Source organism: Bacillus cereus group sp. BfR-BA-01524 (assembly GCF_022662595.1).
Lineage (GTDB): Bacteria > Bacillota > Bacilli > Bacillales > Bacillaceae_G > Bacillus_A > Bacillus_A thuringiensis_S.
In genome coordinates, this window is sequence record NZ_JAKUDW010000034.1 from 22113 (window position 1) to 48605 (window position 26493).

The following is a 26493-nucleotide window of genomic DNA, read 5'->3' on the forward strand; positions in this document are numbered from 1 at the left end:
CTGGATATCCCCTGTACAGCTTGATTTCCCTATTTTGTTGAAAAGCAATTCCTTCAAGAAGTCATTACAATTGTACCTTTCATATGTTAGCAGGTATAAAGTGAAACTTTAATCAGTGGGGGTTTTACTGCCCGGTAATGCTTGATAAAATGAATATAAAAAAGCTTAGAGTTTTAGCTCTAAGCTTTTTTATGATTTCGTTTTAATTCCTTTTACAGAGAAATATTTTTTATCCATTCAGATTTACTCAATACATAATGATTATATATTTGATTTTCTATCTTCTGTTCACTCAAATAAGTAAACCTGCATTTTTTAATAACTTTATTTGATGGTACATTGTTAATTAAAGCAATTGCGTTGAGGACGTTTAAATTTGTTTCTTTAAACAAATAGTCAATTAAGCCTTTAGTCGCTTTTGTAGCATAGCCATGATTTTGATGTTCATTTGAGATAGCATACATTATCTCTCTGTTTGGTGAAGGGAGTTCTTCTTTCATTCCTGTGCAACACCATCCAATGCATTCATTTGTAGCTTCCTTAAATATTCCTAGCTTTAACATATGATTATCTATGTTATTCGTAGTTTTCACTGCTTCAAGAAATGCTTTGTTTGCTGGTATTTCATAATTTGCAATCCAATCCATCCTTTGTTCTTTCGTTGATTTCCAGTCTGGTAAAAACTTTTCTATTTCCGGTTGATTTGCTATTTTATAAATACTCTCTGCATCTTTGACCATAAACTCTTGCAAGTATATTTCTCCACAATCTATTCTAAATAACTTAGTCAAACTCTCTTCTCCCATGCTAATCCCCCTTACGTACGCTATAGCGCCTTTATCTGCTTCGTAAGTTCTATAAATCGTTCATCAAGTTCTTTATATTCCTTGTCGTTAGAAGTTAAAAAGCTTAATTTCCCTAATACTTCTTGTCTCTCTGTTTCTAACGTTAAACGTAGCTCTTCAATATTATCTCTTGTTTTAGTAGGCTCTTCTAGCTGCTTTTGTATCGTATTGTTTGAAAACACGAGTTTTGTGTTAGTAGTTTTCTCTAGAAAATATCGATCGTGAGAAACAATTACTAATGTTCCGTTATACTCAGCTAATGTATTTTCAAGTTGTTCACGTGAAGGTAGATCTAGGTGATTCGTCGGTTCGTCTAAAATGAGTACATCTTTTTCATCTAAAATATAAGCCATTAGCTTACATTTTACTCTTTCTCCCATACTCATATGCTCAATCGGCTCTTTCCATTGAAAATCTTGGAACCCTAAATGTTTCATTAAATTTTGGACTTTTCCTCTTTCTTCAAACGTCTCTTTAAAAAATAAATTTTCTGGTGTTTTATCAAGCGGTAAATCAAAAACTTCTTGTGTTAAATAGCCGATGTTTGCAGATGGTGAAATCCATATTTCTCCTTCAGCAGTTTCCGTTCCCATAATCATCTTCAGTAATGTTGTTTTCCCACTACCGTTTGGTCCAACAATCGCAACTTTCTCACCGTGCTGAATTGTAAAATTAACGTTTTCAAATAATACTTTCCCATAAAAGTCTTTTTTTAATTGCTTTACTTCTAAAAAGCGTTTTCCTACTTTTTTGTTCGCTTGAATAGAAAACTCAACTGAATACTCTTCTTTCACACGTTCTACTTTCGTTTTCTCCAGCTCTTTTTCGAGTCGTTTTCGTTTTGACTTCACTTGCGCATCCATTCGCTTCGCTTTTACACGATAGAATTCTTTCACACCTTCTTGTTTTGTAGACTGCGCGTGTGCCTTTTGTGACCATGAACTCAATTCTTTTATATGTATTTCTACTTGTTCTATCTTTTTTTGCTGCTTTTCATATTCACGCTGCTGCGACTTCCTTCTTTGCTCACGTGCTTTCATGTAGCTCGTATAATTGCCACTATGTTCAATTATTTTTTTGTCCTCAATTGACCATATTTTGGTTGCGACAACATCTAAAAAATATCTGTCATGCGATACAACGATAACAGTACCTTTCATCTTTTTTATTTGTTTAATGAGAAATCCCGTACTGATCTCATCTAAATGATTTGTCGGTTCGTCTAATATCAAAACATTAGGATTTTCGGCAAATCCTTTTGCTAATCGAATTTTCAGCTTTTCACCACCACTTAAAGTATGAAAATCGTTCGTTGGCACGCCCCATTTCGCAAGAAGTTCTGCTTCTTGCGAAATCACATCATTACTAATAAAAGATTCTATTTCTTGCTCAACATATGCGGTTGTCATATTCATTTGTTGCCATTCAACAATCCCTTTTGAAGGTTCAATCTTTCCATTTATTAATTGAAGTAACGTTGATTTACCAGCACCATTTTTACCAATTAATCCGATAACATCCCCTTGTTTCACTGCTACATTCATTTTTTCTAACAAAGTATTTTCCTTTATTTCAACATAAACATCATTTAATTTTAAAATTTCTTTCATATTACCGATCCCTTTCATTAAAGGAGAACAAAAAAATCCTCCCAAAGTAATTTTGGCAGGATTAGTCATTACATTATTTATACCCAAATAAGCTATTACGCAAATCAAATAGCAATACCGTTGTTTGGAATTGGGCAGACTAATCCTAATTTTTATAAATTGAAATTTATTTCATTTCAACATTTAAAAATAAGATTAGTTAATCATCGTCCACCCATCATTCCTTTCCGTCATTAGTAACCATATTGTACCATAATAGTACTGTATGAGTAAATGCAATTATTTGTGCTGCTAAAAAGATTGCTTTCTTTTAAAGTCTATTCATTATTTCTTCACTTCATATCGAACAAGCATCAAACACATTTGTTGTACTATTTGCTTTAGCTTTCCCTAGCAATAAAATTGTAAGCATCCCCTCTTATATAATTTTTATATAAATTCATCATAAATCATATATTATACATACTAAATTTCAGTTCTTATAATAAAGGTATCATTTTTAAGGGGGATTCTACAATGGAATTTAGTAAACTAGGAAACAGTGGATTAACAGTAAGCAAGATTGCATACGGGAACTGGATAAATCATGGTGGAAAAGTGGATGAGATTACTGCAAATGATTGTGTGAAAACCGCTCTAGATGTCGGAATTACAACGTTTGATACTGCTGATGTTTATTCAGATACGATAGCCGAAGAAGTACTTGGCCGATTTTTGAAAGATATACGCCGAGAAAGTATAGAACTATGTACAAAAGTATGCCATCCGACCGGCCCTGGAAAAAATGATCGTGGATTATCAAGAAAACATATTATAGAAAATTGTAATGCATCGTTAAAAAGATTACAGACAGACTATATCGATGTCTATTATGCACATAGATTTGATAAAACAACTCCTCTTGAGGAAACGATGTTAGCTTTCTCAGATCTTGTAAGACAAGGTAAAGTCCTTTATTTAGGCGTAAGTGAGTGGACATCAGAACAAATTACCCGTGGTGCAGCACTTGCTAAGGAATTAAACATTCCACTTATCGCTAGCCAACCTCAATATTCAATGTTATGGCGAGTTATTGAAACTGATGTAATTCCAACATGTCAACGTGAGGGACTTGGCCAAATCGTATGGTCCCCACTCGCACAAGGCATTCTCACTGGAAAATATCAACCTGGTAAACCCTTACCGAATCAATCGCGTGCTAACTCTGATGCTGGAAAACCGTTTTTTGACAAACTCGTGCAACGTTGGATGAGTGATGATGTGCTTACTTCTATCCAGAAACTTAACCCCATCGCACAAGAAATTAACCTTACCCTATCTCAACTCGCAATTGCTTGGGTGTTACAAAATCCAGCTGTTTCTTCTGCAATTATTGGTGCTTCAAATCCGGAACAAGTAAGAGAAAACGTAATTGCTTCTAGTATTACATTGCAACCTGAAATTATGGATCAGATTGATCGTGTATTAAAAGGTTTCGCTGAGTATGATTCTAGCAAAACAGGTTGAACCATGAGTGAGTTTTACCTATAAATAAACACCCCTTGCCAACTTCCCACAGCCCATCCTATCAAGATGGGCTTTTATCTGTTAAGTTCACATTGTGAAGTCATATAAACTTCTCTAACAGCTGTTAAAAAGTTCTCTAACACGACAGACTTTTCATCCTTCCTCCATCCAGCATATAAATTTATTTTTGGTGTATTTTCTTGAATATCTTTATACATGACTCCTGATTTTTTATAGCTTTCCACCGATGATGGAACGACTGAAATCCCTATTCCGGCTGCAACTAAGTTTACAATTGTTTGCATTTGAACTGCCTCTTGAACAATATTTAAACTTACTTTATGTTCCCAAAAGTAACTAATAATTAAATCATAAAAATTTGTACCGAAATGACGAGGAAATAAAATAAATGGTTCATCCACTAATGATTTGATTGAAATATTAGGTAACGAAACGAAAGGGTGATTTTCATACAAAACCAGCTTTAAACACTCTTCAGAACAAACTTCAGAAGATAATATTTCATTATTTTGCTCCGAACGAATAAATCCAATATGAATTTGTTTTTCGTAAAGCGCTTTTATTTGCTGGTCTGTTGTCATCTCACGTAATATGAGCTGAATTTTTGGAAACCGTTCTCGAAATATGTTTAATATGTCTATAACTGTTTCTGTAGAATCGACAAAACCAATGATTAAATGCCCGATTTTCCCTTCATCTGCAAGCTGTGTTTCTTTAATAGTTCTATCTACTTGAAGTAATGTTTGCCTAGCACCTTCTAAAAAGATTTTCCCCGCCTCGGTAAGTTCAACCATTCTTTTTGTCCGGTGAAAAAGTTGAACTCCTAATTCTTCTTCCAATTTTCGAATTTCTTGACTTAAAGGAGGTTGTGCCATCATAAGACGCTCTGCTGCACGACTAAAGTTTAATTCTTCTGCCACTGTTATGAAATATCTCATTTTACGAATATCCATTTCAATCCTCCTATCATTCGCAACTTCTATAAGATTCTATTTTTATTATTAAAAATGGTTCATGTATGTAGTCTTACATTTATTCTTATCGGGTTCGTTTTGTCTCTCTTATCTATATAATATTTCATTCTCCAATGTTATCAAGGGTACAAAACAAGGCTAAAAAACTTATCTCCAAAGTTCTTTAGCCTTGTTTACTTTTTTACACATTAAAAAAATACTATTCGTACTACCGTACCTTTACCAACTTCTGAATGGATTTCCACACTATGTCCTAATTGTTTTGTAATTTCATATACAAGGTATAGCCCCATTCCTGTTGATTCTTTAAAATCTCTACCGTTTTCTCCTGTAAAGAAAGGTTTGAATACTCTTGGTAAATCTTGTTTCGGTATACCTACGCCATTATCAGCAATTTCAAGTATAACGGTATTACCTTCCTTACAAGCTTTCATTTTAATCTTTTCTCTACTACCTGATGAATACTTAATCGCATTCGATAGTATTTGTCCGATTAAAAATTGTAACCATTTCACATCACTTTCTACAGTAATGTCCTTATCAATTTCAAGCTCTGGATATACAAAATTCCGTATAAAGAATCGTTTATGTTCATGTACCGAATCATTCACTATTTTATGTAGTTGTACCCTTTCTACATAAAAGTCTTGTGTAAACGCTTCTAAACGTGCGACATACAGAGCCATTTCTAATCCCTTTTTTAATCGATCAGTTTCCTCATTTATACTTTCAAAACGTGAATCTACTTCATCCTGTGTAATTAATTCTATTACAGATAAAGGTGTTTTCATTTGATGGATCCACTGATTCATAAAGGTTAAATGGTCATTATTTTTTCTCTCTTGCATTTGCAGCTGATTTTGATAATGTCTATATTGCACCTCAAGTAGTTCTTGAAGAGCAGCCGATACAGCTGCAAAATCAGATTTTTGAACAGATTCATCCAAAGATTGCATCGGGTTTGCTAGGCGCTCATAAAAAGAACGATGTGTAAAATAACGAAACACTAAATAACTTCCCATAAAGAAAACACCTAGAAACATTGCATATAACGCCGTTGTAATATGATTATGCCCATCAAACCAATATACGAGAAATATAGCTAGTAGTTGAATTATGGTAAAGCAAATAAGTGGTATATGATCACGTATAAACAACCTTATCATTTTTCTATACCATTATCCCAAGTAATATGAAATCTATATCCAACACTACGAATCGTTTCAATCGCACCTTCTATATGCAACGTTTGTAACTTTTTACGCACACGTGTTGTATTTACACTTAATGTATTATCATCAACATAAGATTCACTATCCCATAATTTATTAAGTAACACTTCTCTACTCACAACACGCGGATAATTTTTCATTAATGTCTCTAATAAAATAGCTTCGTTTCTCGTTATATCAATCTCGTCATTTCTAAGTTTCAATACAAGTCTTTCGGGATATAAACAAAGACCTTGTTGTTCAATCATTCGTTCTTCTAATTTCGGTGCATAATCTCCATATGCACGTCTTAAATGACTACGAATTTTCGCCACTACAACTTCATAATGAAAAGGTTTCGGAATAAAATCATCACCACCGTTTTCTAACGCCATCACTTGATCCATCGTGCCTTCACGGGCCGAAATGAATAATATCGGACATGTTGAAACTCCGCGAATTTGACGACACCAAAAGTACCCATCAAAACTCGGTAAATTAATATCTAATAAAACTAACTCTGGTTGTTCTTCTAAAAAAATGTTTAATACATTTTGAAAATCCGATACAATAACTCCTTGATAACCATATTTCGCAACATGTGTTGATAATAGTTCTGCAATTTTCATATCGTCTTCTACAATCATAATTTTGACCATTATTGAACTCCTTTTTAATCCACAATCTCAAATATACTTATATAAAATAAATACTACCTCTTTTCACAAAATCCGTAAATTAAAAAAAGGATGCTTTTATACAAAAGTATCCTTTTTCGTCCCTTATCTATTTAATATGAAATTTACTAAAAGTAAATCCTAGTTTCTCCACATAATCCATTCCTAGTTCCATACGCGCCGTTTTCAGCGGATCCACAACTTGGCAAACTTTTAAATTACCTGCTGCCGATAATAAAAGCGTTGCATCAGCTTTAGACATTGCTAATTCTTCATGTAAAAATGTCACCATATTACGTACAGCACGATTTGCTGCATCATCTAACAATTTCTCTGAAGCAATCGTCATTATTTTTTCTTTTTGAATAGCCATTGGTAATGGCCATTGTTTTCCTTTTATCGTTTGAACTGTTACAGTTACCTCACCAGCAACCTCTACACCACTAACACCAATTTCCCCATCACCCATTGCTGCGTGTAAATCACCTAACGCTAATAGTGCCCCTGGGACATTAACTGGTAGTAGTAATATTGTTCCTTCTTTAATTTCTTTACAGTCCATATTCCCGCCATGATCATGCGGTGTGCCACATGAAATGCTCTCTTCTTTCGGCGCAGTACCAATTACCCCAATCATTGGATTAATCGGGATTTGTAGTTCACTTGAAAACAAAACATATTCATTATGTATTTGGACGATTTTTACTGTATTTTCATTTAACTCATCACCCATTACACCAAGATTCGCACCTGTAGTTAAAACACCCTGCTCTGCAATATTAATTTTTTCAATCGTTACGACTAATATATCGCCTGGTTCTGCTCCTTTAACATATACAGGCCCAGTCGCTGGATTAATTCGGTTCCAATCTAATTCTTGAAACACGACATCTTCAGAATCAATTTGGTTTTCAAAACAGTCGTACGTTTCAAACACAAGCCTACTCCCATTCTCTACCTCCATACACGGCTTATTTTCTGGTGACATTGCGTAAATGATATCATCTTTATGAATTCGATACATAATACCTCTCCCTTTTATATTTATCTACTATTACTAATTAGCTTTTTTTTATACAAGCTCCTCTTAAAATTAAATGTTATTTTTATGTAAAAAAGCACGCAGATTGTTTTATAACATACACTCTTTACTATAACAGAAAGGTGGTATCACTATGCCCCTTATTCCATACAACGAAAGTGATGTTGATTTACTAGCTCGTTTAATTCGTGCTGAAGCTGAAGGCGAAGGTCGCCAAGGTGAGGAGCTTGTTGGATGCGTTGTCGTAAATCGTGTATTTTGTGATTGCTTAGATTTTAAACAACTCCGGTCTGTACGTGATGCAGTATACCAAAGCCCCGGCGGATTCGAAGCAGTGCAATACGGGTATTTTTATCAACGCGCTCGTAATTCAGAAAAAGAAATTGCAAGAAAAGTTTTACAAGGTCAATGGCGCTGGCCTGCACGATGGGCTCTTTGGTATTTCCGTCCAGTTGGAGCTTGTCCACCTGAATGGTATGACCAGCCATTTGTAGGACAGTTTAAAAGCCATTGTTTTTATGAACCAAGTGGTGATGAATGTCCGAAAATGTATTCACGATAGTAAAATTTGCAACGCAAGTACTTAGAAAGTTTGGTACTTGCGTTGCTTATAACTGTGCTTTAGAAATCTAATAGTGTGATGAATCTTTCTATGCCGACCACATGTATTAATAATGGTATACGAGGACCATTTGATTGATTCATAATGAGCTTATATATAATAGTGAATAATTGTTTTTGATTTTCTTTCATTATTTTTTTATTTTCATGATGACAAATCGCATATAATTGCTCCATTAAGTTAGAGTAATCTTTATTAGAACGAAGTATTTTACAAACTTCTACTAGCCATTCTTTCTGCCTTTCATCTAATGTGTAGTAAAACTCTGCATTTTTCTCCTGATTTACCGCGATTAATTTTTCAGATTGAAAGTTTCTTATCCAATACTCTGCGCGATTACTTATCGCTCTCATTTCATCTAATGCATAGCTCCTATCTATTTTCTTTAATATCCCCTGTAAAATAGTTGAATCAAAATTTAATAATGGTAACGTTCCTGCTACTTGATTAAATTTCGGATATTCTTTAAACTCGCTATCAACTTTAGAGATTTTAATTGCATTAAATAAATCTTCATTTTTGAGCGTTTTATTTTCATAACTATCTTTCAATCGTTCATACTCTGTATAATTACGAATCACATCTTCATCCAACCCAATATGAAAAGCAGCGCCTGGTTTGTATTTTGCAAACATAAAGAGAATTACTTCTGGTATATACACTTTCAATATATCGCTTGGTGTAATACTATTCCCTGAAGAACTAGACATTTTTTCATGATTCCCTTTAATACCAATGAAATCGTAAGCAACGTAATGAGGCGCTTCTCGATTGAATATTTTCCTTGCAATTTCTTTTGATACATTATAACTACCCGTTTCTGATGAATGATCTCTACCGCCCGGTTCAAAAACAACATCCTCTATCATCCATCTCATCGGCCAATCGATTTTCCAATTCAATTTCATTTTTTTTGTATTTAATACGGATAACTCTTTTTCATTTCCGCATTCACATTCATACCGGACTGTTTTTAATACTTCATTAAAATGTGTAATAGTTGTTGTATCTTTTCCGCACCTCTCACAATATAATGTAGCTGGATAAAAGCTCTCTCGCTCTTCTTCACTACACTCTCCAGTTTTAAAATCCATTAAAATATCATATATTTCTTTTCGTTTATACAAAGCCTCTAAAATATTATCATTATACCTTCCACTTCTATATTCATCATGTTGATAAATAAATTCTACTTCAATTCCAAATGCTTGAAGCGATTTTTCAAACTCTTTTTCAAAATGCTCCGCATACGAGTTATGACATCCATACGGATCTGGAATATCACAGTATGGCATACCAATATACTTTGCAAAAGATGGATCAATATTTTTTGGAACTTTTCTAAACCTATCATAATCATCCCACGAAAATATAAAACGAGTCTTTTTCCCTAAATCTTGAAGTGCTCTTACTACGAAATAAGTCGTTACGATTTCACGAAAGTTCCCAATATGAACAGAACCTGACGGACTAATTCCAGATGCACAAACAAACATTTCTTTATTTGGATGTTTCCTAATTAATTCATGTGCTACTTCATACGCCCAATGCATATATTACTCACCTCAATTATTTTTCGTTTCTCATTTCCAGTTTTATGCAACAAAAAAACTCCCACCCCCAAGATTATTCATCTTGAGGACGAGAGTTGTTAGCTTCGCGGTACCACCTCAGTTTGTTAATATGTCACCATATTAACCTCTTCAGGTACGGCAAAATATGCTTATACCCTATCTCTATAACGGGAGAACCCGTCGCACCATCCCTAAATAAATTAGTTCCTTGCGCAGCTCCAAGTCTTTTTTCATTAAGATGTATACCGCTCTTTCTCAGCTACCAGAGCTCTCTGTACGTATTCTTTCTTAACTACTCTTCTCTTCTATGCCTTAAATATTAGTTTTTTAATATGATAATTTATAACACTTTTATTGTCAAACTTTTCCGAATCGAAATCGTAAAATTATCTAAAAAAATTCTTTATCGCTTCTAATTGAATTTTGTGGCTACACTCATCACAACAATATGCCCCTTTTGGTTTCTCTTTAAATCGCTTATATTTTTCACTACCTTCGTAAACACGAAATATATTCTTACAAGAAAAGCAAACAATCTCATAAAACATCATATGCATTTTCCTCTCCGTGTTTATAAACCTTTTAATCACTTGAGAAGATTAGTTTTCTAGAGCACAAATCATAATATCCTCTGACTAAAAGGTTTACCTCTATTCTTATCGAATTATATTAATATCTTATAACGCGAGGTGAACATCTTGTTCAGTAATATAGACTTAGTTTTAAATGTTAAAGCAAGTTTAGCTGAAGGACCATGTTGGAATGAAAAAAAGCAACTTTTATATTGGGTTGATATTATGGAGAAAAAATTATGCATATATAATCCTACTACCAATACGAACCGAGTAATCGCTCTCAATCAACAAATTGGCTGTGTTGTTCCATATTTAGAGAACATATTACTCTTAGCTATGGAAAACGGCTTTTATTCTATTAATGTAAATACAGAAAAACTGACACATATTTTTGACCCCGAACCTCATTTAATAGAAAATCGTTTTAATGATGGAAAATGTGATCCAGCTGGTCGTTTCTGGGCAGGTACTACAGATACATACGGTATGAATGCTGCAGGTTCCTTATATTGTTTACATAATAATTTGAGTGTAAAGAAAAAAGTTTCACATGTAAATACTTCAAACGGAATCGCTTGGTCACCTGATCATACATACCTTTACTTTATAGATACACCTACTAAAAAAGTGGTTCGCTATCAATATAATATACGTACTGGAGACATTCATAATCCAAGTGATGTAATCATTTTCTCTGAAAATGATGGTCTACCTGATGGTATGACAATTGACGAAGAAGGTTGTTTATGGATTGCACATTGGGGAGGTTCAAAAATAACTAGATGGAATCCCTCTAATGGAGAACAAATATTAAGTATTCCAATTCCTGCGTTATATGTAACATCATGTACATTTGGTGGGCCTAACTTAACTGATTTATATGTTACAACAGCCAGAACAAGAATGACGGATGACGAATTAAAAGAGTATCCACATGCTGGTGGTATTTTTCGAATTCAAACAAATGTTAAAGGCTGCCCCACCTATTCATTTTGTAATAAAAATATTGGAGCTGAAACAATATGAACCGTATCGATTACATAAGACAAGAAGAAAAGAACTATCACGATCTTTGCTATGAACAATATAAACTATTTGAAACTGGATCTTGGCTTCACAAGCCGGTTAAAACAGTTATGGATTTAATGGACTACTTTGAAGAGAAAAACAAATTACAAGTGCTTGACCTTGGCTCTGGCGTCGGTAGAAATAGCATTCCAATTGCACAAAAGATTAAAAATGCTAGCGGAACTGTTACATGTATTGATTTACTTGATTCCGCTTTAACAAAGCTACAAATTTATAGCAAAGAACATGACGTATTCGAGGTTATAAAAACAGAAGAAGCAGCAATTGAAAACTATCATATTAGACCTAATACTTATGACTATATCGTTGCAGTATCAAGTTTAGAGCATGTCAGATCAGAAGAAGATTTTAAAAATGTACTCCACTCTATGAAAAGAGGTACAAAAAACGGTGGTATTAATTGTTTAATTATTAACTCTAACATACAAGAAATTGATTCAATAACGAATGAAGAATTAGAAGCTTTAATTGAAATTAATCTTTCAACCGAAGAAATGATAAGTACTTTAAAAAGCATTTATAAAGAATGGAAAGAACTAAAAGTTGAAATAAAAGAATTAGCTTATGATATTGTTCGAAATGAAAGACACATTCAATTAAAAACAAATGCCATTACGTTTGTCGTTCAGAAATAATACTATAAAAAGTAAGGATATTTCCTCATATATTCATAGGAATACCCTTACCTTTTATTTTCATAAAATTATTTTGTTATTAGTTTTCGCATCATCTAAAATATACTTTTCATTCGAAATACTACTCAGCTATTAATTGAATTCATTAACTGGAAGAAATATTCTGCTTCATGAGTCTCATTCAATTTATACCATGAATGAAGTGTATCCGGCGCAAATACATCTAATTTTTTCAGTACTTCCATTGCAAATTCTAGAGGCGCTACACCCGATGCAGTAATAAGATTTTCACTGGTTGCTACAGGTCCCATTTCATAAAAATTTTCTCCATTATAATTAGGACAAACCATCTTCATATAATCTAAACTATTACTTGTATGCTTTCTAGAATTTAAGTAACCGTAATTTGCAAGACCTATAGTTGCACCGCAAATTGCCGCTACAATTGTACCAAGTTTTAAAGCTTCACCAATTGTTTTCAAAATAGGTTTATGTATTTCTTCACTCCAAGTATTCCCTCCAGGTAAAATTAATAGATCGTTACTCTCAAGGATACATTCATCTAGGGAAATATCCGGCTTTATATTCAAGCCCCCCATTGAAATAACCATTTCTTTATTTATTCCAACTGTTACTACTTTAAAAGGCGCTACATCTTTTTTGAAATATCTCCCTGTATTAAGTTCAGCAATTAAATGTCCGTACTCCCAATCAGACATCGTGTCAAATACATATAGATAGGCTTTTCTTGTTTGCATTCAATAACACTCCATTCATATGCTACACTCTTAATTAAAACAAGTGTTCTTTTCAGTTTAACATTTTATGCAATATTTATGGTGTAAAATTCCAAATAAAAGAGCACTTGTTTCCGCAAGTGCTCTTTTCAGGGATTTTGAGATAACCTATTAACGAAAGTTAAGGTTACTTAAAGTTAAGAGGTATTTATACTATATGCTTGTCCTTTTTATTTGTGCATGATCAATATATAAACATCTTTAGAAATATTTAAAAACTTTTATTTATAGTTCCTTCTGGCATTTTATCATTAAGAAATTGATTGAAGGTTTATTTTCCATGTGCTTATTTGGTTCATCAATTTCGGAAACTTGTACTAGTCCATATTTATTAAAATCTCGTTTTATAGATTCAGAATTATAGAAGAACATTTTTACTCCTTCCATTATTTCGAAATAGTCTTTATCCAACTGTTTTCCCTTGCCAAACATTGGAGCTTTTTGAGAAACAGTTGTGAAAACCATATATCCACCTGGTTTTAGCTGATTATAACAATCTTTAATAAATTGCTCTCTTTCCTGCTTATTCAACAAATGCAAAAGTGCATGACTATATATACCATCATACAGTTTGTTATTAAAAGGCATCTCATTTACCGAACCGTGATAAATGCTAATATCTTCTAGTCCATGTTGCTTTGCTAAATCAATGGCTGTTTTTGAAATTTCAATACCTGTTACATTTATACCATTATCGATAAAAACCTTTGCATTCCTTCCATATCCAATACCTGGAACTAATATATCCTTAACATTCTTTTCAAGAAAAAAATCTTTTGTCAAAATTGCAGATTCTGTAGGTTCAAATCCCCACATCGTTTGTTTTTCAATAAAACTTGATTCCCAAAATTCCATTATGTATCTATCTCCTTATTTTCAATCCATTTTTAGTATCAAATTAAAAGCATTTTTGTATTTGCTATACAGTTTTTTCTTCTACTCATACCACTTACCTTAGTCATCGTAGCTCCATTGAATATAGCATAATAATAAGCCTATATCTAATATAAAGATTGGTTAAAAATCTACCCTATTTTATTAATCCTTACGTTTATAGAAAATAAAAAGACAGCCAATATTTTTATTGTAGTATTGGCTGTTTCTCATGAGAAATTATCTTTTTATATTGTACCGATCTAATACTTTTTCTAACATTTCTAAAGTTATTGGTTGTGCTTCTTTTATTAATTGATAACCAATACGCCCATTCGGTTCCGCTGTAACTTGCTGTAAACTCTTTACGTCATGAATCCCTTTTTCTCTTAATTGCATATAAAGTTGTTGTTCCGACATTTTTGCCTGCATCAAATTCTCTTTTGCAATCTCTCCGTTTTCAACAATTATAATGCTACTTCCATTTAGGAATTGTTCCACCTTCCTTGATTTCAATTCAAAGAAATGAATGATAAGTAATATGCTTGCAAATATGATAGCCGCGAATATAGATGGGACTACTTTTCTACTTAATACAGGTTCTACAATAATACGGCCAATTGATACAACTATAATGATTTCAGCTCTTGTCATTTGGCTGGCAGATGTACTACCTGTCATTTTCAAAACAATTATTCCAGTAAAAGTTAATATAATACTTTCCAAAATTATATTCATAACTACCCAATCCTTTAATGGTGTATTTTACTATCATTCCCATTAAAGGTGTGTTTTACTTACCTATCAAATTGTTAAACCCTTCAGACCATGATGGAAATAAAGGTGTCCATCCATACTCTTTACGTGCCTTATTATTGGAAGCTCCTCTTTCCCAACTATTTTTCCCATCTTGAACTTTAGGCTTAGGTGCCCCTATCGCTGCTGCATATATTGGTAACCATTCTTTACTAGTTGCTGGATAATTATCTACAATATTTACGATTCCTGAAGGCCAATTAAGGGCTAGCATAGTAGCTCTTGCAGCATCTTCAACATGTATAAACGAGCTTATCCCGTCTGATGCGATAATTTCATTATTACGAACTTGATTTGCTATTAATCCGTTTTCCGCATACCATGTTCCTGGTCCGTATAATGTGCCGTAACGAAGTATAACCGATTCAGGTAACTCAGTAACAGCTTCTTCTAATTTCAATATGCCATTAACAGTGACTTGCCGAGGAATAGAAGCAGTAATATGTAGTGAGTCTTTTTCAGTCGCAAATGTATCCCCTGGTTCATACGCCCATGAAATACTTTGAGCGATTATTTTCTGTACCCCTACATTTTTAGCGGCATCGACAAGGTTACGAGTGCCTTTCGTTCTAATTTTTGCATTATTCTCAAAATCCCATGAAGACAATGACGTTAATTGATGAATAACTACATCGGGATTTGTTTCTTCTAATACAGAAAACACAGCCTTTCTATTAAATACATCAGCTATTACTGGTATGGCACCAATCTTTTTCATTGCTTCTACTTGCGAAGTATTACGGATCATCGCAAACACCGTATGCCCTTTTTTTATTAACATTGGCAATAAAGAACGTCCTATTACACCAGTTGCACCTGCTACAAATATTTTCATATATGTTCCTCCTCATTTAGTAATCATAAATGTGACGAAACATTTGTGAGGTATGTGACAAATATTTGCTCATTTTTTTCGTTATTCATATGAAACATATACTTTTAATGGTTTAATTATCCCTAAACTCAATTCATCAAAGCATTCTATGAGTGAAGTATAATGTATTTCATATTGAAAGATTTCTTCTATAAATGGTGTTTGTGCTATTTCTTTAAAAAACCAATCTGCATGCTTTTGATAATCGTATCCGTCACTTGATCCAATGATTTGCAATTCTTTCTGATAAAAGTTAGCAATTAATGTTAGTTCTTCTATATTACCATCAGACAGTATACATATTTCACCATTAGTTTTAAGAGCTTTTTGCAAAGTATGGAACCCACTATTTGTAGCAGAACATTCGAAACCATAATTATATGTTTCTATTATTTTCTCTTCTGAATCATATATGTTTTTCGCACCAAAATTCTTTGCGAAATCTCTTCTATTTTTATTAGGCTCAACAACATCCACGTGCTCAACGCCTACATAGTATTTTAAGAAATAACAAGCGAGTAAACCAATAACTCCCATTCCAGTTATAAGTACTTTTTCATCCTGTCGCGGGTTTAGTTTCAATACTCCTTTAGCGGCATCACACGAAAGAATAGATAATAAAGCAACTTTAGGTTGTATAGAACTAGGCACTCGAATTACTTTATAACCCTTAACTATCCCTATCGTTTCATGTCCATAAAAAGAAACTACTTTATCGCCTACGTTTACATGTGTTACTTTATTACCAACTTGAATCACTTCACCATAACTTTCATATCCAGTTTTTCTTGGATAAAAAGGATTCGAATCTGTAACATCGGGTCCATTATACTGTGGTAACTCGGCCCCAATGCTTATCGCCCCTGCGATTGTTTTAACGATAATTTCATCATCCTGTATGTCCTTAATTTCATTTATTTTCCACTTAAGTTGTTTCTTTATATCCCAAATAGATAACAGTAAACTAGATTGAATGATTAGTATTTACGATTCAGCTAAGTGTTTAATAAAATAAGTAATTGCCCAAATTAATGTCGCAAATTGAGTGACAAAATACATTGTCCATTCAAAGCCAGTCAATTTTCTCTCTCGTTTAACCTTCTTTAAGTATCTGTAAAATATGAATGTACTTAAAAACATAAGTAACAATGATAATTGCTGTAGATTATCGACTATACGTACCGCCATAGACTCGATCTCCCTCCTATTCAAAATAAAAATTATAATTTAATGATACCATCTACCAGTAAAATATTACCATTAGTTTAGCGGAATTAAAAAATATATACGACTATGTGGAAATAAACAATTTCCTAATCATAATTTTATAATTTACCTATTAACGTTGAATTCTCAGCAGTTCATACTCAATCCAATCATTTTATTATTTATTGAACTTACTGATTAAAAAAGTATTTTAATACCTATATCACTTACCATTATTTAGGTAATTAATGTACTATTATATATTTATAATTAACAAATAATAAGAAAGAAGGGGTTGTTGTGGAAACAAAGATTTTGGAAACAGAGAAAAAAATTGATTCGAAATCTCTTTTGGCTTTTGGTTTATTAATTACTACCGGGATTGTATATCAAATTTTTGCGGTTTATCTAGGGGCGAATCTACCCCAATTGTTAGGAATACTTCTTGAAGCTTTATGGAACCTTGTATTATGTGGAATTATAGGATACTATTTTTTAGGAAAAATATCATTAGAGCAATTTAAACATTTTCGTTTTAAAACTTTACTTTTGGGTGTGCCTTTAACTATTATCGTAGGTATGGGTTCCAGTTTAATATTCAGTTACATTTTTGAACCTGCAACTAAAAATTCTGTTGCTGAAGTAATAAGTATTTATATGATTTTATTCCGTATACCATTTATGTTAATGGGTGAAGAATTGATTTGTACTAATGTAATTATTGCATTACAAAAATTAGGATTGAAATTTAGTACAGCATCCGTAATATGTAGTTTATTGTTCGCTTTATGGCATATTCCAGCTTACGGTTTTGTGCCAATGCAATTATTAATAACTATAATCCCAGTTAGATTAGCACTAAATTATATATGGAAAAATTCAAAAAGTGTTTGGGTAAGTTGGATTTGCCACTTTATTTTTGATTGTATTTCATTTTTACCAATGCTTTTCAAATAACTATTTTAATATTTAAGAGAGCTTCATTATTTATGTACAGTATAAAAAATAGAGCACTCGGCTCTAGAGTGCTCTTAAAAATATTAATTTTGATTCAAAACATTCTCCTCAAAATAATTACCCCCAATATTTCGTTCATTTTCTAACGCTACTACTGTTTTTCCAGCGTATCTGTTGCCCCGGTCACAACTGTTACTTCCCTTTGTAATGGTTTCATTTTATCCAGCCTCATTTTTATAATTCAACTGTATAACTTTTGGTATATGTTCTCTTTCATATTTCCTTGTGTAGATTGTTTTATTTGGAGTAATTATTTGCAACGAAATGTCACCACAAACACCATCTGCAATTTCAAATTCATCTTTTCATGTGAAATACTATGCATCTTATTTTTAATCTACGATAATACCTTTTGAATACTTAATAATTGCTATGAATTAATCATCTTCTTTATAATATTTCGTAACTACCAACGCTCCAATTACTATAGCAATAGCTACAAACAAGGTTATTATTTTTCGTCTCACAATAAACCTTCCTATACGTATTATTCTTTTTTAAATTGAAAATCTAAACGCCCTGATTGCTTGATTTCCTCAATTACTTTGCGAATACCTTCTTCAATCTTATCTTCTTTTACATTCGAAACATTTAACTTTAACAGTTTTTCTTTAGGAAAATTCCTCATATAATTCTTATCAATAGTATCGACACTTATTTGAATGTCACCTAATTTTTGTATAAGTGTGTCTGTAACTATGTTTTTCTGCATCTCTAAACAAGTGTGTATTCCAAATGTGTTTTGTCTATTATATGTAAATAATGATGGATTTTCATTTTGCACTTTTTCTAATGTTTTTGCTAGTTTTATTGATCTATTGTAGTAGGAAGAATTAATTTTACTTTTATGACGTTCAAACATACCGCTCTTTATATAAATTTCTAAAGCCGCTTGAGAAATCATCGGACTATCAATATCTAGTATCTTTTTGTATGTATAGAAAGCATTTGCAATGGATGGTGGGATGACTGCAACTCCAACCCGTAAACCTGGAAAAATAATCTTCGAATAACTTTTCAAATATATGACATGACTACAATTATCCAAGCTATATAACGGATCTGCTTTTGAATCAGTTTCTAAATCTGCTAAATAATCATCTTCCACTATAAATACATTGTATTTCTTAGCCAATAGTGCAATTTTTTCTTTCCCATCTTTAGAATAAGAAGTTCCAAGCGGATGATGATATCTCGGTATCGTATAAAAGAATTTTATTTTTCCAGTTTGAAAAATTTGCTCCAATTCATTCAAATCGATACCTTCATTCGAACGTTTAATACCGATTACAGGAACTTTATTTATTTCTAGATAATCAATATATAGATGATATGTTGGCTGTTCAATTAATATGGTTTCATTTCCATTCGGAAATGGTATAGAAGTTAATATAGCAAGTGCCTGCTGAACACCTGATGTTATAAAAATATTTTCTTCTTTTGTAAAGACTTGATAATTTTCTAATTGTTTTTGAATAACTGGTATTAAAGATGGTAACCCTTTCGGCGTTCCATATACAAATAAATCATTTTTATACGTATCAATAGCCTTATTAATACAATGTTGAAAATCTAAATACGGAAAAACATCTGGATCTGGTGCTGAGGAAGCAAAATCAATTATCTCGTTATTTTCTATAGTATTCTCTGATTTTTTAACAACGTAGTATCCACTTTGAGGGACAGAATATATAATGTGACGCTTTTCTAATTCATGAAGCGCACGTATAACTGTTGCCTTATTACATTCATATTGCGTAACGAGTGACCGTATAGACGGTAATTTCTTTCCTTCTTTTATATCTCCATTTTGAATCTTATTTTCAATGTCATTTAAAATATGTAAATACTTATACATATTACACCTCCTCCAGCAATTCTATATTTGATTCCATCGGTTTTCTATTCATATAGCATTCATTCCTCAATTAGTTAATTTTCCGATCATCTATATCGTAAATCCCAATAGCATATGAATCATTTTCAATCCATTTCTTTACTGCTTCTGTTTTAAGTACACCTTCAACTTCTTTTTCTATTTTCTGTCCAAGTTCTCTCGCCCCTACTTCATCATCGCTAATCTTAGTTTTTATATCTATGGTAACAGGTTGATTCTTTTTATAATTTATTTGCTGAATACCAAACCCTTCATATCCATTTTTTCTGAATACGTCATCAAATATCTGTCCAAAAACTAACTCCCATCTATGTTCTGCATTTACAATCTCCTTGTTTCTTTGAGATACATTTACTTTATAGGACATAACGCCTTGAATTTGCAATCTTTTATTAATTTCTTTTTTTATTTCGTTAGCATTTTCGCTATCAGCAATCTCTAAATCTACTATCCTTTCTTTTTCATCTCTTATAGCAGCACTAAAAAAAGATTCCTCCTTTACCGCGGCTGTAGCAATATCCATCACTATAGACTCTTCACTTTTAGCATCTTCAATGTCATTCTCACAGGCACATAATAAAGCAAGTGGAAATAATAATACAAGTAACTTCTTTCCCTTTCTCATGTAGCACCCCTCCATATATTTTCATTTACGATAAACTTTTTACTTTGACATATAAATACCTTCTTTAATTATTAAATTTAACATTATTTCACATTTCTCCCACTTAACAAAGGAATTACAATTAATAAATAGAATATCTCTATGAATAAATAAAAAGTGAGGGATATATAATGCAACGTGTAAATACGATTGATATTAGTAATGTACTACAATTGGAAAAAACTCTTTCGACTTTATTAAATAAAATGATTTCTTCAAAACTAGACCTTGAAAATTGGTTAAAAGAGCAGTCAAAAGTAATTTGGGACATCGAAGAACAAGTAAGATCACATTACATCGCCTTTCAATGTAATACGGATGATGAAGAAATAAAGGATACTTTTGAACATGATCAACAATTTGTAAAGCCACTTTTAAAGCGGTACCAAAATTTATTGGATAATAAATATTTAGAGTCACCTTTTCGAATGGAATTAGATTCTAACGTATATGGTTTATTAGATACAAAAATAAAAAACGCTCAAAAGTTATTTTGTGAGGAAAATATCGAATTAGAAATAAAGGAAGACAAATTAATCACAGAGTACTTTGAAATCACTGGAGGATTAAGTGGAATTTGGGACGGAGAAGAAAAAACGATAACAGAATTACAATCCTATTTACAAGATTCGAATCGTGACACCCGTAAAAAGGCAAAAACCATTATTTCTGAAAAATTTTTATCTGTTGAAAAAGAACTCCAAAACATATTAAATCAATTAATTGAAATTCGCCATCAAAAGGCAAAAAATATTCAACTAGATAATTATCGTGATTATATGTTCAAAAAATACGAGCGTTTTGATTATACAGCGAAAGACTGCTATGAACTAGCTGAATCCATACGTAAGTATGTTGTGCCTCTTAAAGATAAAATATTGCTAGAGAAAAAAGAGAAACTGCAAGTGGATACGCTTCATCTATGGGATGTATCAGCTGTAACTCCAGATCAAAAAGTACTTAAACCTATTACAAATGAAAATGATTTAATTGAAAAGAGCACTCATATCTTTAATAAACTAGATGTTGAATTTTCAGCACTTTTAAACCGAATGTATAAACACAATTGTCTTGATTTAACAAGCCGCAAAGGAAAAGCAGCTGGTGGCTTTTGTGAGTACTTACCAGCTTCACAATTATCTTATATTTTTATGAACTTAAATTATACACAAGATGATATTGTCACTTTTATACATGAAATGGGTCATAGTATTCATAACGAACTCATAAAACCATTAAAATTACGACAGTATATAGAAATTCCAGCTGAAACAGCTGAACTAGCCAGTATGACAATGGAGTTATTCTCGCTTAATTATTGGGATACCTTCTATACAGACAAAAAAGATTTAAAACAAGCAAAAATTAACTTCTTTAAAGATGTTATTTCATATTTACCTGTTATGCTTATTGTCGATCAATTTCAACACTGGCTGTATGAAAATCCAAGTCATACTTCTGAAGAAAGAAATGAAAAATACTTACAACTTCAAAAACATTATCAGTCTAGCGTCATACATATTGATGGCTACGAAAACTGGATAGCAACGAGTTGGTTACCTGTACTCCATATTTTTGAAGTACCATTTTATTATATTGAATATGCGATCGCCCAACTTGGTGCATTACAAATGTATAAACAATATAAAGAGGATCCTAAGCAAGCGCTAGAAAATTATAAAAAGGCATTATCACTAGGAAGCTCGCAATCTATAAAAGAAGTGTATGATGCAGCCGGTATTCGTTTTGATTTTTCTGGTGAAACAATTAAAGAACTAATGCTATTTGTAGAAAAAGAATTAGAATTACTTGAACAATTATAAGAAGAAAGCTGCACCTATATTTTTGGTGTAGCTTTCTTCTTTATTTTATTAATCAGCTCTATGTACTGAGTATCTCCATAACCGATTGTTGGAAAAAGATAAAACAACTTTATTAATAACTCACGTGTTGATAAATCTTTATTTTTAGAGATGAATTTCATTACTGCATTATCTTCTGTTAACATTTCTAAAAATAAGTCTATAGCCTGATACATTACAGGTGGTACCTTATGAGAGGTCTTTTTATGGTTTACTAATACTTCATTGTATATAGAAGAATAATTCCCCAATTCAAGTTCAATTTGATTTACTTTAAATTCATCCTCTCTAAAGCTATTTAAGTATACCTTCCCTTCATAAGCAGACTGTTCAAGGTGAGAAAGTATGGTAAGTAGGTTCATTTGGCAAAACATATCTTCACCAAACCATAGAACAATACATTTATACTTTTTCGTAAAAAGGTTTTCTAACGGATCTATAACCTTTTTTATATAACTTTCTACTGAACTGTTATGTGCTTTCGCTCTTGTTTTAATAAACTCTTCATTAAAAACTTGAGTAGTAGCCGAGTTCACACACATTGCCTCATTAAATGGGGCATAATCAGAATCACCCATTAGCTTTTCGTTTTTAAATTCTTCATACATAACTTGACCATTTAATATGTTAAGTACCTCTTTATCAAATAGCTCACTCTTCCTATCTCGTAACTGTTCAACCTCTATTTTTCTAGAAATATTCATTTTAAACGCCCCTTCTTTATTTAAATTTAGTTTAACAAATGATTGAATAGGCATTTTGTTAAGTTGGTATTCTCTTGGATTCATTCCAAAAACATTTTTGAAAGCTCTACTATAAGCCTCTTGGGAAGAGTAATCGTAATCCAACGCTACCTCAATTATCTTCCTACCATTCTTTAAATCTTCCGTAGATAAATACAACCTTCTAAGAAGAATATAACGTCTAATACTGAAACCCGTTACTTGATGAAATTTAAAAGAGCAATAATACGGAGAATACCCCATGTAACGAGATAATTCATCTAATGAAAATCTCTTTTTTAAATTGCTCTCAATCCAATTAATCATCTGCTGTATATGTTCATTCATTTCCTTCACTCCTTATTTAAAATTATAGGAGAAGTGCGTTTCTTTCTTTTGATATTTCTTGTGTTTTATAACATGAGCCTTTCTCTAAAGTCTTTATAATCTATATATAAGTATTAATTTTATATTTTTTCATACCTTCTATTCATTTTTCAATTTAGCGTTAATGGGTATGTTGGCAACACCTTACTAATTATTAAAGGTCAATTTACATCATATTTCATTTTAAAGGATTTCAAAAATTAAACACGAATTTTATAAAATAAAATTCTTTTGATTCCCAAGTTAAAAAATTAAGGTTTGGAAAGGACGTTTCAATGAACAAGCTAGAAAAAGAAATACTTCAATTCATAAATGAACAGTATCCGTTGAATTTTATTAACATTAAGCCAATAACAAATGAGATGTATGAATGTCTTACAGAACAAGGTACATACTTCAGTAGAATTACAAACTACAAAACATATGAAGAACAGATAGAAGAAGTTACATATACGAATTTTTTATATCAAAATGGTTTAAGTGTTCCACCAATAATCCCTTCATTACAAGGGAATTTTGTAGAAAAATTCACATTAGACAAGGAGCTTTTTGCTGTATTATATAAAGCTGCTCCTGGTATACATTTACCAAGGTGCGAATGGAATTCTAATATATTTAAAAAACTTGGTAAACAAATTGGAAAATTACATCGTATATCTAAAAGCTTTGAAAAGATTAAACCAGTAAAACATATAAACGATTGGTATGAAAATGAAGAATATAATTTTCTTAAATATATCCCTAAAGAAGAAAATACAATAAGAGAAATTGCATCTGACGTTTTAACTTCCATAAAAGAGCTACCAAAATCCTCTTCAAATTACGGCTTAATTCACGGAGATTTATGGTTAGAAAACATTTTAGTCGAAAATAATTCAAACTTAACAATGATAGATTTTCAAGACTGCGAAAAACATTTTTACATATTCGATTTAGCCGTTCCTATTTATAGTGCGATAGAATATTCATTTGCTGGAAATGGGAATATCGTTGACTATGAGTATTCAATTACAAAAGCACTATTTGAAGGCTACCAAGAGGAAAATGAGCTACCAAAAGAGATGATAGACAAGTTTCCATTATTTATTAAATTAAAGGAGATTTTTGAATATAGCTTAATGCATATGTATTGGGATAAAGAAGAATTAGCGGAGGAACAAGTACGGATTATGAACCTTTATAGGATGAAGATCGAAAATAAGAATACCTATATCAATATTTAAGAATGCTGCTGTTTAACTACAAGGAAACTTTAGTTAAACAGCAGCATTTATTAATTAGCTGACAACCTTTTTTATGACTTATAAATACTGATTCAATAATCTTTTCAAATACACTTCATTTTGTGGTGATACTTTTTCAGAAAATCTAGCTGCAATAATAATAGGAGCCCATTGAAAAACTTCATCTCTTGATAAGCCGGTACGACTGCAATATATATGTAAATACATTTCAGCTAATTCTACCGAAGATTGTGAGTACAACAAGTATGTTCGAAATACATCTGCACGAATATCACCTGAACTAGCATCTACCCAGTCTATAACTTTCACTTTCTCTTCCTTACTCAAAATCAAATTAAATGGATGAAAATCTCCATGACATAGTCTAAAATCAAATATAATAGAATCTAATTTTTGTAATATATTCTTCTTTTTGCTTTCATCCAATTTATGTACAGATTTAATTTGACGCTCTAACCTTTCCCTCATTAACTCCATTTCATCTGTATTCACATGTATAGCATGAATCTTTTTTTGCTCATTAACACAAAGACCGATATAACGCTCTGCCTCATTTAAATTATTAAGCAGAAGATCACCAATGTTGTCCCCTTTTACATGTTCCATAATAATTGCCTGTCTATTTTGTATCTTTGTCACTTCAAATACGTTTGAAACTGGCAGCCCGCATGAATAGGCATATTTTTGTTTTTTTGCTTCATTCATAGACTCTGTATCTGGGAGGTAATCTTTAAATAATTTTACAACCTTATCATCAGTTAAATAAATTTCTGCAGTATTCCCTTTTGCAATTGGATTACCTAAAACCACTTCATTTCTCCCCTTAACATAAATTAGAATAACACCTTATACTTCTCTTTAAATTCACTATAATCCTAACTAAAACCTTCTTCACGAATATACAAAAAACTTACAGCTTTCCATCCTTAAATAGAAAGCTGTAAGTTTAATTGTTTAGGAATATCCGAATGAAACTCTGATGTATGCACAATTGAAAATGCATATCCTTGCTCAATAAATGATACTTCATTACGTTTACATTCAAATGGTACACTATTTTTCTTAAAGTTATTTTGGATTCGCTGTAAAAATGCTGAATCCGGTGTTCCGAAAGAAACGTGTACTTTCGGTGGTAAAGCTTTCATTGCGATTGGAATCCAAGGTCTCTGCCACCAAGTCGCGACGATATATGCAGTGCCACCTATAACAAAGTTGAAAATATCCCCATCTTCCATCGTTTTCATATTTAGATTTGATTTCAGCCATTCCGTAAAAATAGGTACACTTTTAACAGGAAGACCAATTTCCCTTACATATAAAATGTTTAAAGGTGACTGCGGTACTAATACATCTTCTTTAACATAACTATGCGCGATAATTTCGAGTAGATTTCCATCTCCGTCTTTAAAGTATAAATTGAATAGATCATTCTCCTCACCAATTATATTTCCATCTTTCCATTTTACAATGAGTAATCCGGACTCTTCAAGCCATCTTGCAGTTTCATGAAATTTTGAATAAGAAATTTCAAAAGCGAAGTGCGCAGGTGCAATTGGCCCATATACTTCTTGAAAACTAATTGTTGTATACGGTGTTACTTCAAATTGAATAAATGATGCAGTTTCTTTTTTTATTGGAAAAGATAATATGTCCTTATAAACTTGTTTTACCCCTTCTATAGAAACCGTTTGTAGTTTTATATCTGAAATATGTGTAATCACGTTACATTCCCCCTCGTTTTTTATTATCTATT

The 26493-nt window shown here is 32.1% G+C and carries 26 protein-coding genes, 1 pseudogene and 1 other annotated feature; of the genes and pseudogenes, 7 read left to right on the top strand and 20 right to left on the bottom strand.

The annotated features are described in order from the left end of the window. Positions 1–212 precede the first annotated feature (212 nt). Together MR170_RS14405 and abc-f are read right to left on the bottom strand one after the other, a co-directional pair. Positions 213–806 carry a GNAT family N-acetyltransferase gene (locus MR170_RS14405; protein WP_016081511.1) on the bottom strand — a complete coding sequence of 198 codons (594 nt, stop codon included), beginning with the start codon at positions 804–806 and terminating at the stop codon, positions 213–215. A 20-nt stretch (positions 807–826) separates the two neighbouring features. Continuing rightward, positions 827–2455 (bottom strand): ribosomal protection-like ABC-F family protein, encoded by a 1629-nt coding sequence (abc-f, locus tag MR170_RS14410; protein ID WP_242308496.1) that lies wholly within the window; start codon positions 2453–2455, stop codon positions 827–829. Positions 2456–2971: 516 nt separating this feature from the next. On the opposite strand from abc-f, the gene MR170_RS14415 reads away from it, so the two are divergent. Beyond that, positions 2972–3961 (top strand): aldo/keto reductase family protein, encoded by a 990-nt coding sequence (locus MR170_RS14415; RefSeq protein WP_242308498.1) that lies wholly within the window; start codon positions 2972–2974, stop codon positions 3959–3961. Between the two features lie 74 nt (positions 3962–4035). On the opposite strand, the gene MR170_RS14420 is transcribed toward MR170_RS14415, so the two are convergent. From MR170_RS14420 to MR170_RS14435, 4 genes are all read right to left on the bottom strand, one after another. Next, positions 4036–4935, bottom strand: coding sequence for a LysR substrate-binding domain-containing protein (locus MR170_RS14420; protein ID WP_242308500.1), 900 nt, complete (start codon positions 4933–4935; stop codon positions 4036–4038). A 209-nt stretch (positions 4936–5144) separates the two neighbouring features. Further along, positions 5145–6122, bottom strand: a complete 978-nt coding sequence (locus tag MR170_RS14425) for a sensor histidine kinase (RefSeq protein WP_242308501.1) — start codon at positions 6120–6122, stop codon at positions 5145–5147. Next, positions 6119–6826 (bottom strand): response regulator transcription factor, encoded by a 708-nt coding sequence (locus MR170_RS14430; RefSeq protein ID WP_000238994.1) that lies wholly within the window; start codon positions 6824–6826, stop codon positions 6119–6121. The genes MR170_RS14425 and MR170_RS14430 overlap by 4 nt, the downstream gene beginning before the upstream one ends. A gap of 127 nt (positions 6827–6953) precedes the next feature. Continuing rightward, on the bottom strand, positions 6954–7868 hold the full coding sequence (locus tag MR170_RS14435) for an acetamidase/formamidase family protein (RefSeq protein ID WP_242308502.1): 915 nt from the start codon (positions 7866–7868) through the stop codon (positions 6954–6956). Positions 7869–8019: 151 nt separating this feature from the next. On the opposite strand from MR170_RS14435, the gene MR170_RS14440 reads away from it, so the two are divergent. Then, complete coding sequence (locus MR170_RS14440; protein WP_242308503.1) at positions 8020–8448, top strand: cell wall hydrolase; 429 nt, start codon at positions 8020–8022, stop codon at positions 8446–8448. Positions 8449–8507: 59 nt separating this feature from the next. Here the strand turns inward: MR170_RS14440 and lysS are convergent, their stop codons facing one another. Together lysS and MR170_RS14450 are read right to left on the bottom strand one after the other, a co-directional pair. After that, positions 8508–10061, bottom strand: a complete 1554-nt coding sequence (lysS, locus tag MR170_RS14445; RefSeq protein WP_242308504.1) for a lysine--tRNA ligase — start codon at positions 10059–10061, stop codon at positions 8508–8510. An 81-nt stretch (positions 10062–10142) separates the two neighbouring features. Next, positions 10143–10399: a binding site (T-box leader), on the bottom strand. A 69-nt stretch (positions 10400–10468) separates the two neighbouring features. Then, positions 10469–10639 (bottom strand): DUF2197 domain-containing protein, encoded by a 171-nt coding sequence (locus MR170_RS14450; protein ID WP_000551042.1) that lies wholly within the window; start codon positions 10637–10639, stop codon positions 10469–10471. A 141-nt stretch (positions 10640–10780) separates the two neighbouring features. On the opposite strand from MR170_RS14450, the gene MR170_RS14455 reads away from it, so the two are divergent. Both MR170_RS14455 and MR170_RS14460 read left to right on the top strand, forming a co-directional pair. Further along, the gene (locus MR170_RS14455) at positions 10781–11683 is read left to right on the top strand and encodes an SMP-30/gluconolactonase/LRE family protein (RefSeq protein WP_242308505.1); all 903 of its coding nucleotides are present in this window, start codon (positions 10781–10783) and stop codon (positions 11681–11683) included. Further along, complete coding sequence (locus tag MR170_RS14460; RefSeq protein WP_242308506.1) at positions 11680–12381, top strand: class I SAM-dependent methyltransferase; 702 nt, start codon at positions 11680–11682, stop codon at positions 12379–12381. Before MR170_RS14455 ends, MR170_RS14460 begins: the two co-directional genes overlap by 4 nt. A 125-nt stretch (positions 12382–12506) precedes the next feature. Here MR170_RS14460 and MR170_RS14465 read toward each other — a convergent pair whose 3' ends face one another. The 6 genes from MR170_RS14465 to MR170_RS14490 form a co-directional block, all read right to left on the bottom strand. Continuing rightward, positions 12507–13139, bottom strand: coding sequence for a type 1 glutamine amidotransferase family protein (locus MR170_RS14465; protein WP_242308507.1), 633 nt, complete (start codon positions 13137–13139; stop codon positions 12507–12509). A gap of 264 nt (positions 13140–13403) precedes the next feature. Then, positions 13404–14033 (bottom strand): class I SAM-dependent methyltransferase, encoded by a 630-nt coding sequence (locus MR170_RS14470; RefSeq protein WP_242308508.1) that lies wholly within the window; start codon positions 14031–14033, stop codon positions 13404–13406. Between the two features lie 258 nt (positions 14034–14291). Then, entirely contained in the window at positions 14292–14789 is a 498-nt protein-coding gene (locus MR170_RS14475; protein WP_242308510.1) for a DUF421 domain-containing protein, read from the bottom strand. A gap of 55 nt (positions 14790–14844) precedes the next feature. Next, positions 14845–15702, bottom strand: coding sequence for an NAD-dependent epimerase/dehydratase family protein (locus MR170_RS14480; RefSeq protein ID WP_242308512.1), 858 nt, complete (start codon positions 15700–15702; stop codon positions 14845–14847). 81 nt (positions 15703–15783) lie between these two features. Next, positions 15784–16701, bottom strand: a complete 918-nt coding sequence (locus MR170_RS14485) for a zinc-binding dehydrogenase (RefSeq protein WP_276575607.1) — start codon at positions 16699–16701, stop codon at positions 15784–15786. A gap of 24 nt (positions 16702–16725) precedes the next feature. After that, entirely contained in the window at positions 16726–16929 is a 204-nt protein-coding gene (locus tag MR170_RS14490) for a hypothetical protein (protein ID WP_053564422.1), read from the bottom strand. Between the two features lie 318 nt (positions 16930–17247). Between MR170_RS14490 and MR170_RS14495 the strand changes: the two genes are divergently transcribed. Beyond that, the gene (locus tag MR170_RS14495; RefSeq protein WP_242308513.1) at positions 17248–17904 is read left to right on the top strand and encodes a CPBP family intramembrane glutamic endopeptidase; all 657 of its coding nucleotides are present in this window, start codon (positions 17248–17250) and stop codon (positions 17902–17904) included. Positions 17905–18122: 218 nt separating this feature from the next. On the opposite strand, the pseudogene MR170_RS14500 reads toward MR170_RS14495, so the two are convergent. From MR170_RS14500 to MR170_RS14510, 3 genes and pseudogenes are all read right to left on the bottom strand, one after another. Further along, positions 18123–18338 (bottom strand): annotated as a pseudogene (locus MR170_RS14500) (hypothetical protein). Positions 18339–18451: 113 nt separating this feature from the next. After that, positions 18452–19822 (bottom strand): aminotransferase-like domain-containing protein, encoded by a 1371-nt coding sequence (locus MR170_RS14505; protein WP_242308514.1) that lies wholly within the window; start codon positions 19820–19822, stop codon positions 18452–18454. 70 nt (positions 19823–19892) lie between these two features. Then, positions 19893–20486 (bottom strand): DUF4030 domain-containing protein, encoded by a 594-nt coding sequence (locus MR170_RS14510; RefSeq protein WP_242308515.1) that lies wholly within the window; start codon positions 20484–20486, stop codon positions 19893–19895. 170 nt (positions 20487–20656) lie between these two features. Here MR170_RS14510 and MR170_RS14515 point away from each other — a divergent pair, with 170 nt between their 5' ends. Next, positions 20657–22348, top strand: coding sequence for a M3 family oligoendopeptidase (locus MR170_RS14515; RefSeq protein WP_242308516.1), 1692 nt, complete (start codon positions 20657–20659; stop codon positions 22346–22348). A gap of 14 nt (positions 22349–22362) precedes the next feature. Here the strand turns inward: MR170_RS14515 and MR170_RS14520 are convergent, their stop codons facing one another. Then, positions 22363–23457 (bottom strand): helix-turn-helix domain-containing protein, encoded by a 1095-nt coding sequence (locus MR170_RS14520; protein ID WP_242308517.1) that lies wholly within the window; start codon positions 23455–23457, stop codon positions 22363–22365. Positions 23458–23771: 314 nt separating this feature from the next. Here MR170_RS14520 and MR170_RS14525 point away from each other — a divergent pair, with 314 nt between their 5' ends. After that, positions 23772–24719, top strand: coding sequence for a phosphotransferase enzyme family protein (locus MR170_RS14525; protein WP_016081533.1), 948 nt, complete (start codon positions 23772–23774; stop codon positions 24717–24719). Positions 24720–24797: 78 nt separating this feature from the next. Here MR170_RS14525 and MR170_RS14530 read toward each other — a convergent pair whose 3' ends face one another. Continuing rightward, entirely contained in the window at positions 24798–25550 is a 753-nt protein-coding gene (locus MR170_RS14530) for an aminoglycoside phosphotransferase family protein (protein WP_242308518.1), read from the bottom strand. Positions 25551–25666: 116 nt separating this feature from the next. Next, positions 25667–26461: a VOC family protein gene (locus tag MR170_RS14535; RefSeq protein WP_242308519.1), complete on the bottom strand. Its 795-nt coding sequence runs from the start codon at positions 26459–26461 to the stop codon at positions 25667–25669. Positions 26462–26493: the final 32 nt, after the last annotated feature.

Excerpts from the sequence above, each read along its gene's own strand:
- MR170_RS14430 (WP_000238994.1), bottom strand. The coding sequence starts at position 6,826 with ATGGTCAAAATTATGATTGTAGAAGACGATATGAAAATTGCAGAACTA.
- MR170_RS14490 (WP_053564422.1), bottom strand. The coding sequence starts at position 16,929 with ATGGCGGTACGTATAGTCGATAATCTACAGCAATTATCATTGTTACTT.
- MR170_RS14425 (WP_242308501.1), bottom strand. The coding sequence starts at position 6,122 with ATGATAAGGTTGTTTATACGTGATCATATACCACTTATTTGCTTTACC.
- MR170_RS14525 (WP_016081533.1), top strand. The coding sequence starts at position 23,772 with ATGAACAAGCTAGAAAAAGAAATACTTCAATTCATAAATGAACAGTAT.
- MR170_RS14470 (WP_242308508.1), bottom strand. The coding sequence starts at position 14,033 with ATGGAATTTTGGGAATCAAGTTTTATTGAAAAACAAACGATGTGGGGA.
- abc-f (WP_242308496.1), bottom strand. The coding sequence starts at position 2,455 with ATGAAAGAAATTTTAAAATTAAATGATGTTTATGTTGAAATAAAGGAA.
- lysS (WP_242308504.1), bottom strand. The coding sequence starts at position 10,061 with ATGCATTGGGCGTATGAAGTAGCACATGAATTAATTAGGAAACATCCA.
- MR170_RS14515 (WP_242308516.1), top strand. The coding sequence starts at position 20,657 with ATGCAACGTGTAAATACGATTGATATTAGTAATGTACTACAATTGGAA.
- MR170_RS14465 (WP_242308507.1), bottom strand. The coding sequence starts at position 13,139 with ATGCAAACAAGAAAAGCCTATCTATATGTATTTGACACGATGTCTGAT.
- MR170_RS14520 (WP_242308517.1), bottom strand. The coding sequence starts at position 23,457 with ATGAATGAACATATACAGCAGATGATTAATTGGATTGAGAGCAATTTA.
- MR170_RS14435 (WP_242308502.1), bottom strand. The coding sequence starts at position 7,868 with ATGTATCGAATTCATAAAGATGATATCATTTACGCAATGTCACCAGAA.
- MR170_RS14480 (WP_242308512.1), bottom strand. The coding sequence starts at position 15,702 with ATGAAAATATTTGTAGCAGGTGCAACTGGTGTAATAGGACGTTCTTTA.
- MR170_RS14415 (WP_242308498.1), top strand. The coding sequence starts at position 2,972 with ATGGAATTTAGTAAACTAGGAAACAGTGGATTAACAGTAAGCAAGATT.
- MR170_RS14420 (WP_242308500.1), bottom strand. The coding sequence starts at position 4,935 with ATGGATATTCGTAAAATGAGATATTTCATAACAGTGGCAGAAGAATTA.
- MR170_RS14460 (WP_242308506.1), top strand. The coding sequence starts at position 11,680 with ATGAACCGTATCGATTACATAAGACAAGAAGAAAAGAACTATCACGAT.
- MR170_RS14450 (WP_000551042.1), bottom strand. The coding sequence starts at position 10,639 with ATGCATATGATGTTTTATGAGATTGTTTGCTTTTCTTGTAAGAATATA.
- MR170_RS14475 (WP_242308510.1), bottom strand. The coding sequence starts at position 14,789 with ATGAATATAATTTTGGAAAGTATTATATTAACTTTTACTGGAATAATT.
- MR170_RS14505 (WP_242308514.1), bottom strand. The coding sequence starts at position 19,822 with ATGTATAAGTATTTACATATTTTAAATGACATTGAAAATAAGATTCAA.
- MR170_RS14440 (WP_242308503.1), top strand. The coding sequence starts at position 8,020 with ATGCCCCTTATTCCATACAACGAAAGTGATGTTGATTTACTAGCTCGT.
- MR170_RS14405 (WP_016081511.1), bottom strand. The coding sequence starts at position 806 with ATGGGAGAAGAGAGTTTGACTAAGTTATTTAGAATAGATTGTGGAGAA.
- MR170_RS14510 (WP_242308515.1), bottom strand. The coding sequence starts at position 20,486 with ATGAGAAAGGGAAAGAAGTTACTTGTATTATTATTTCCACTTGCTTTA.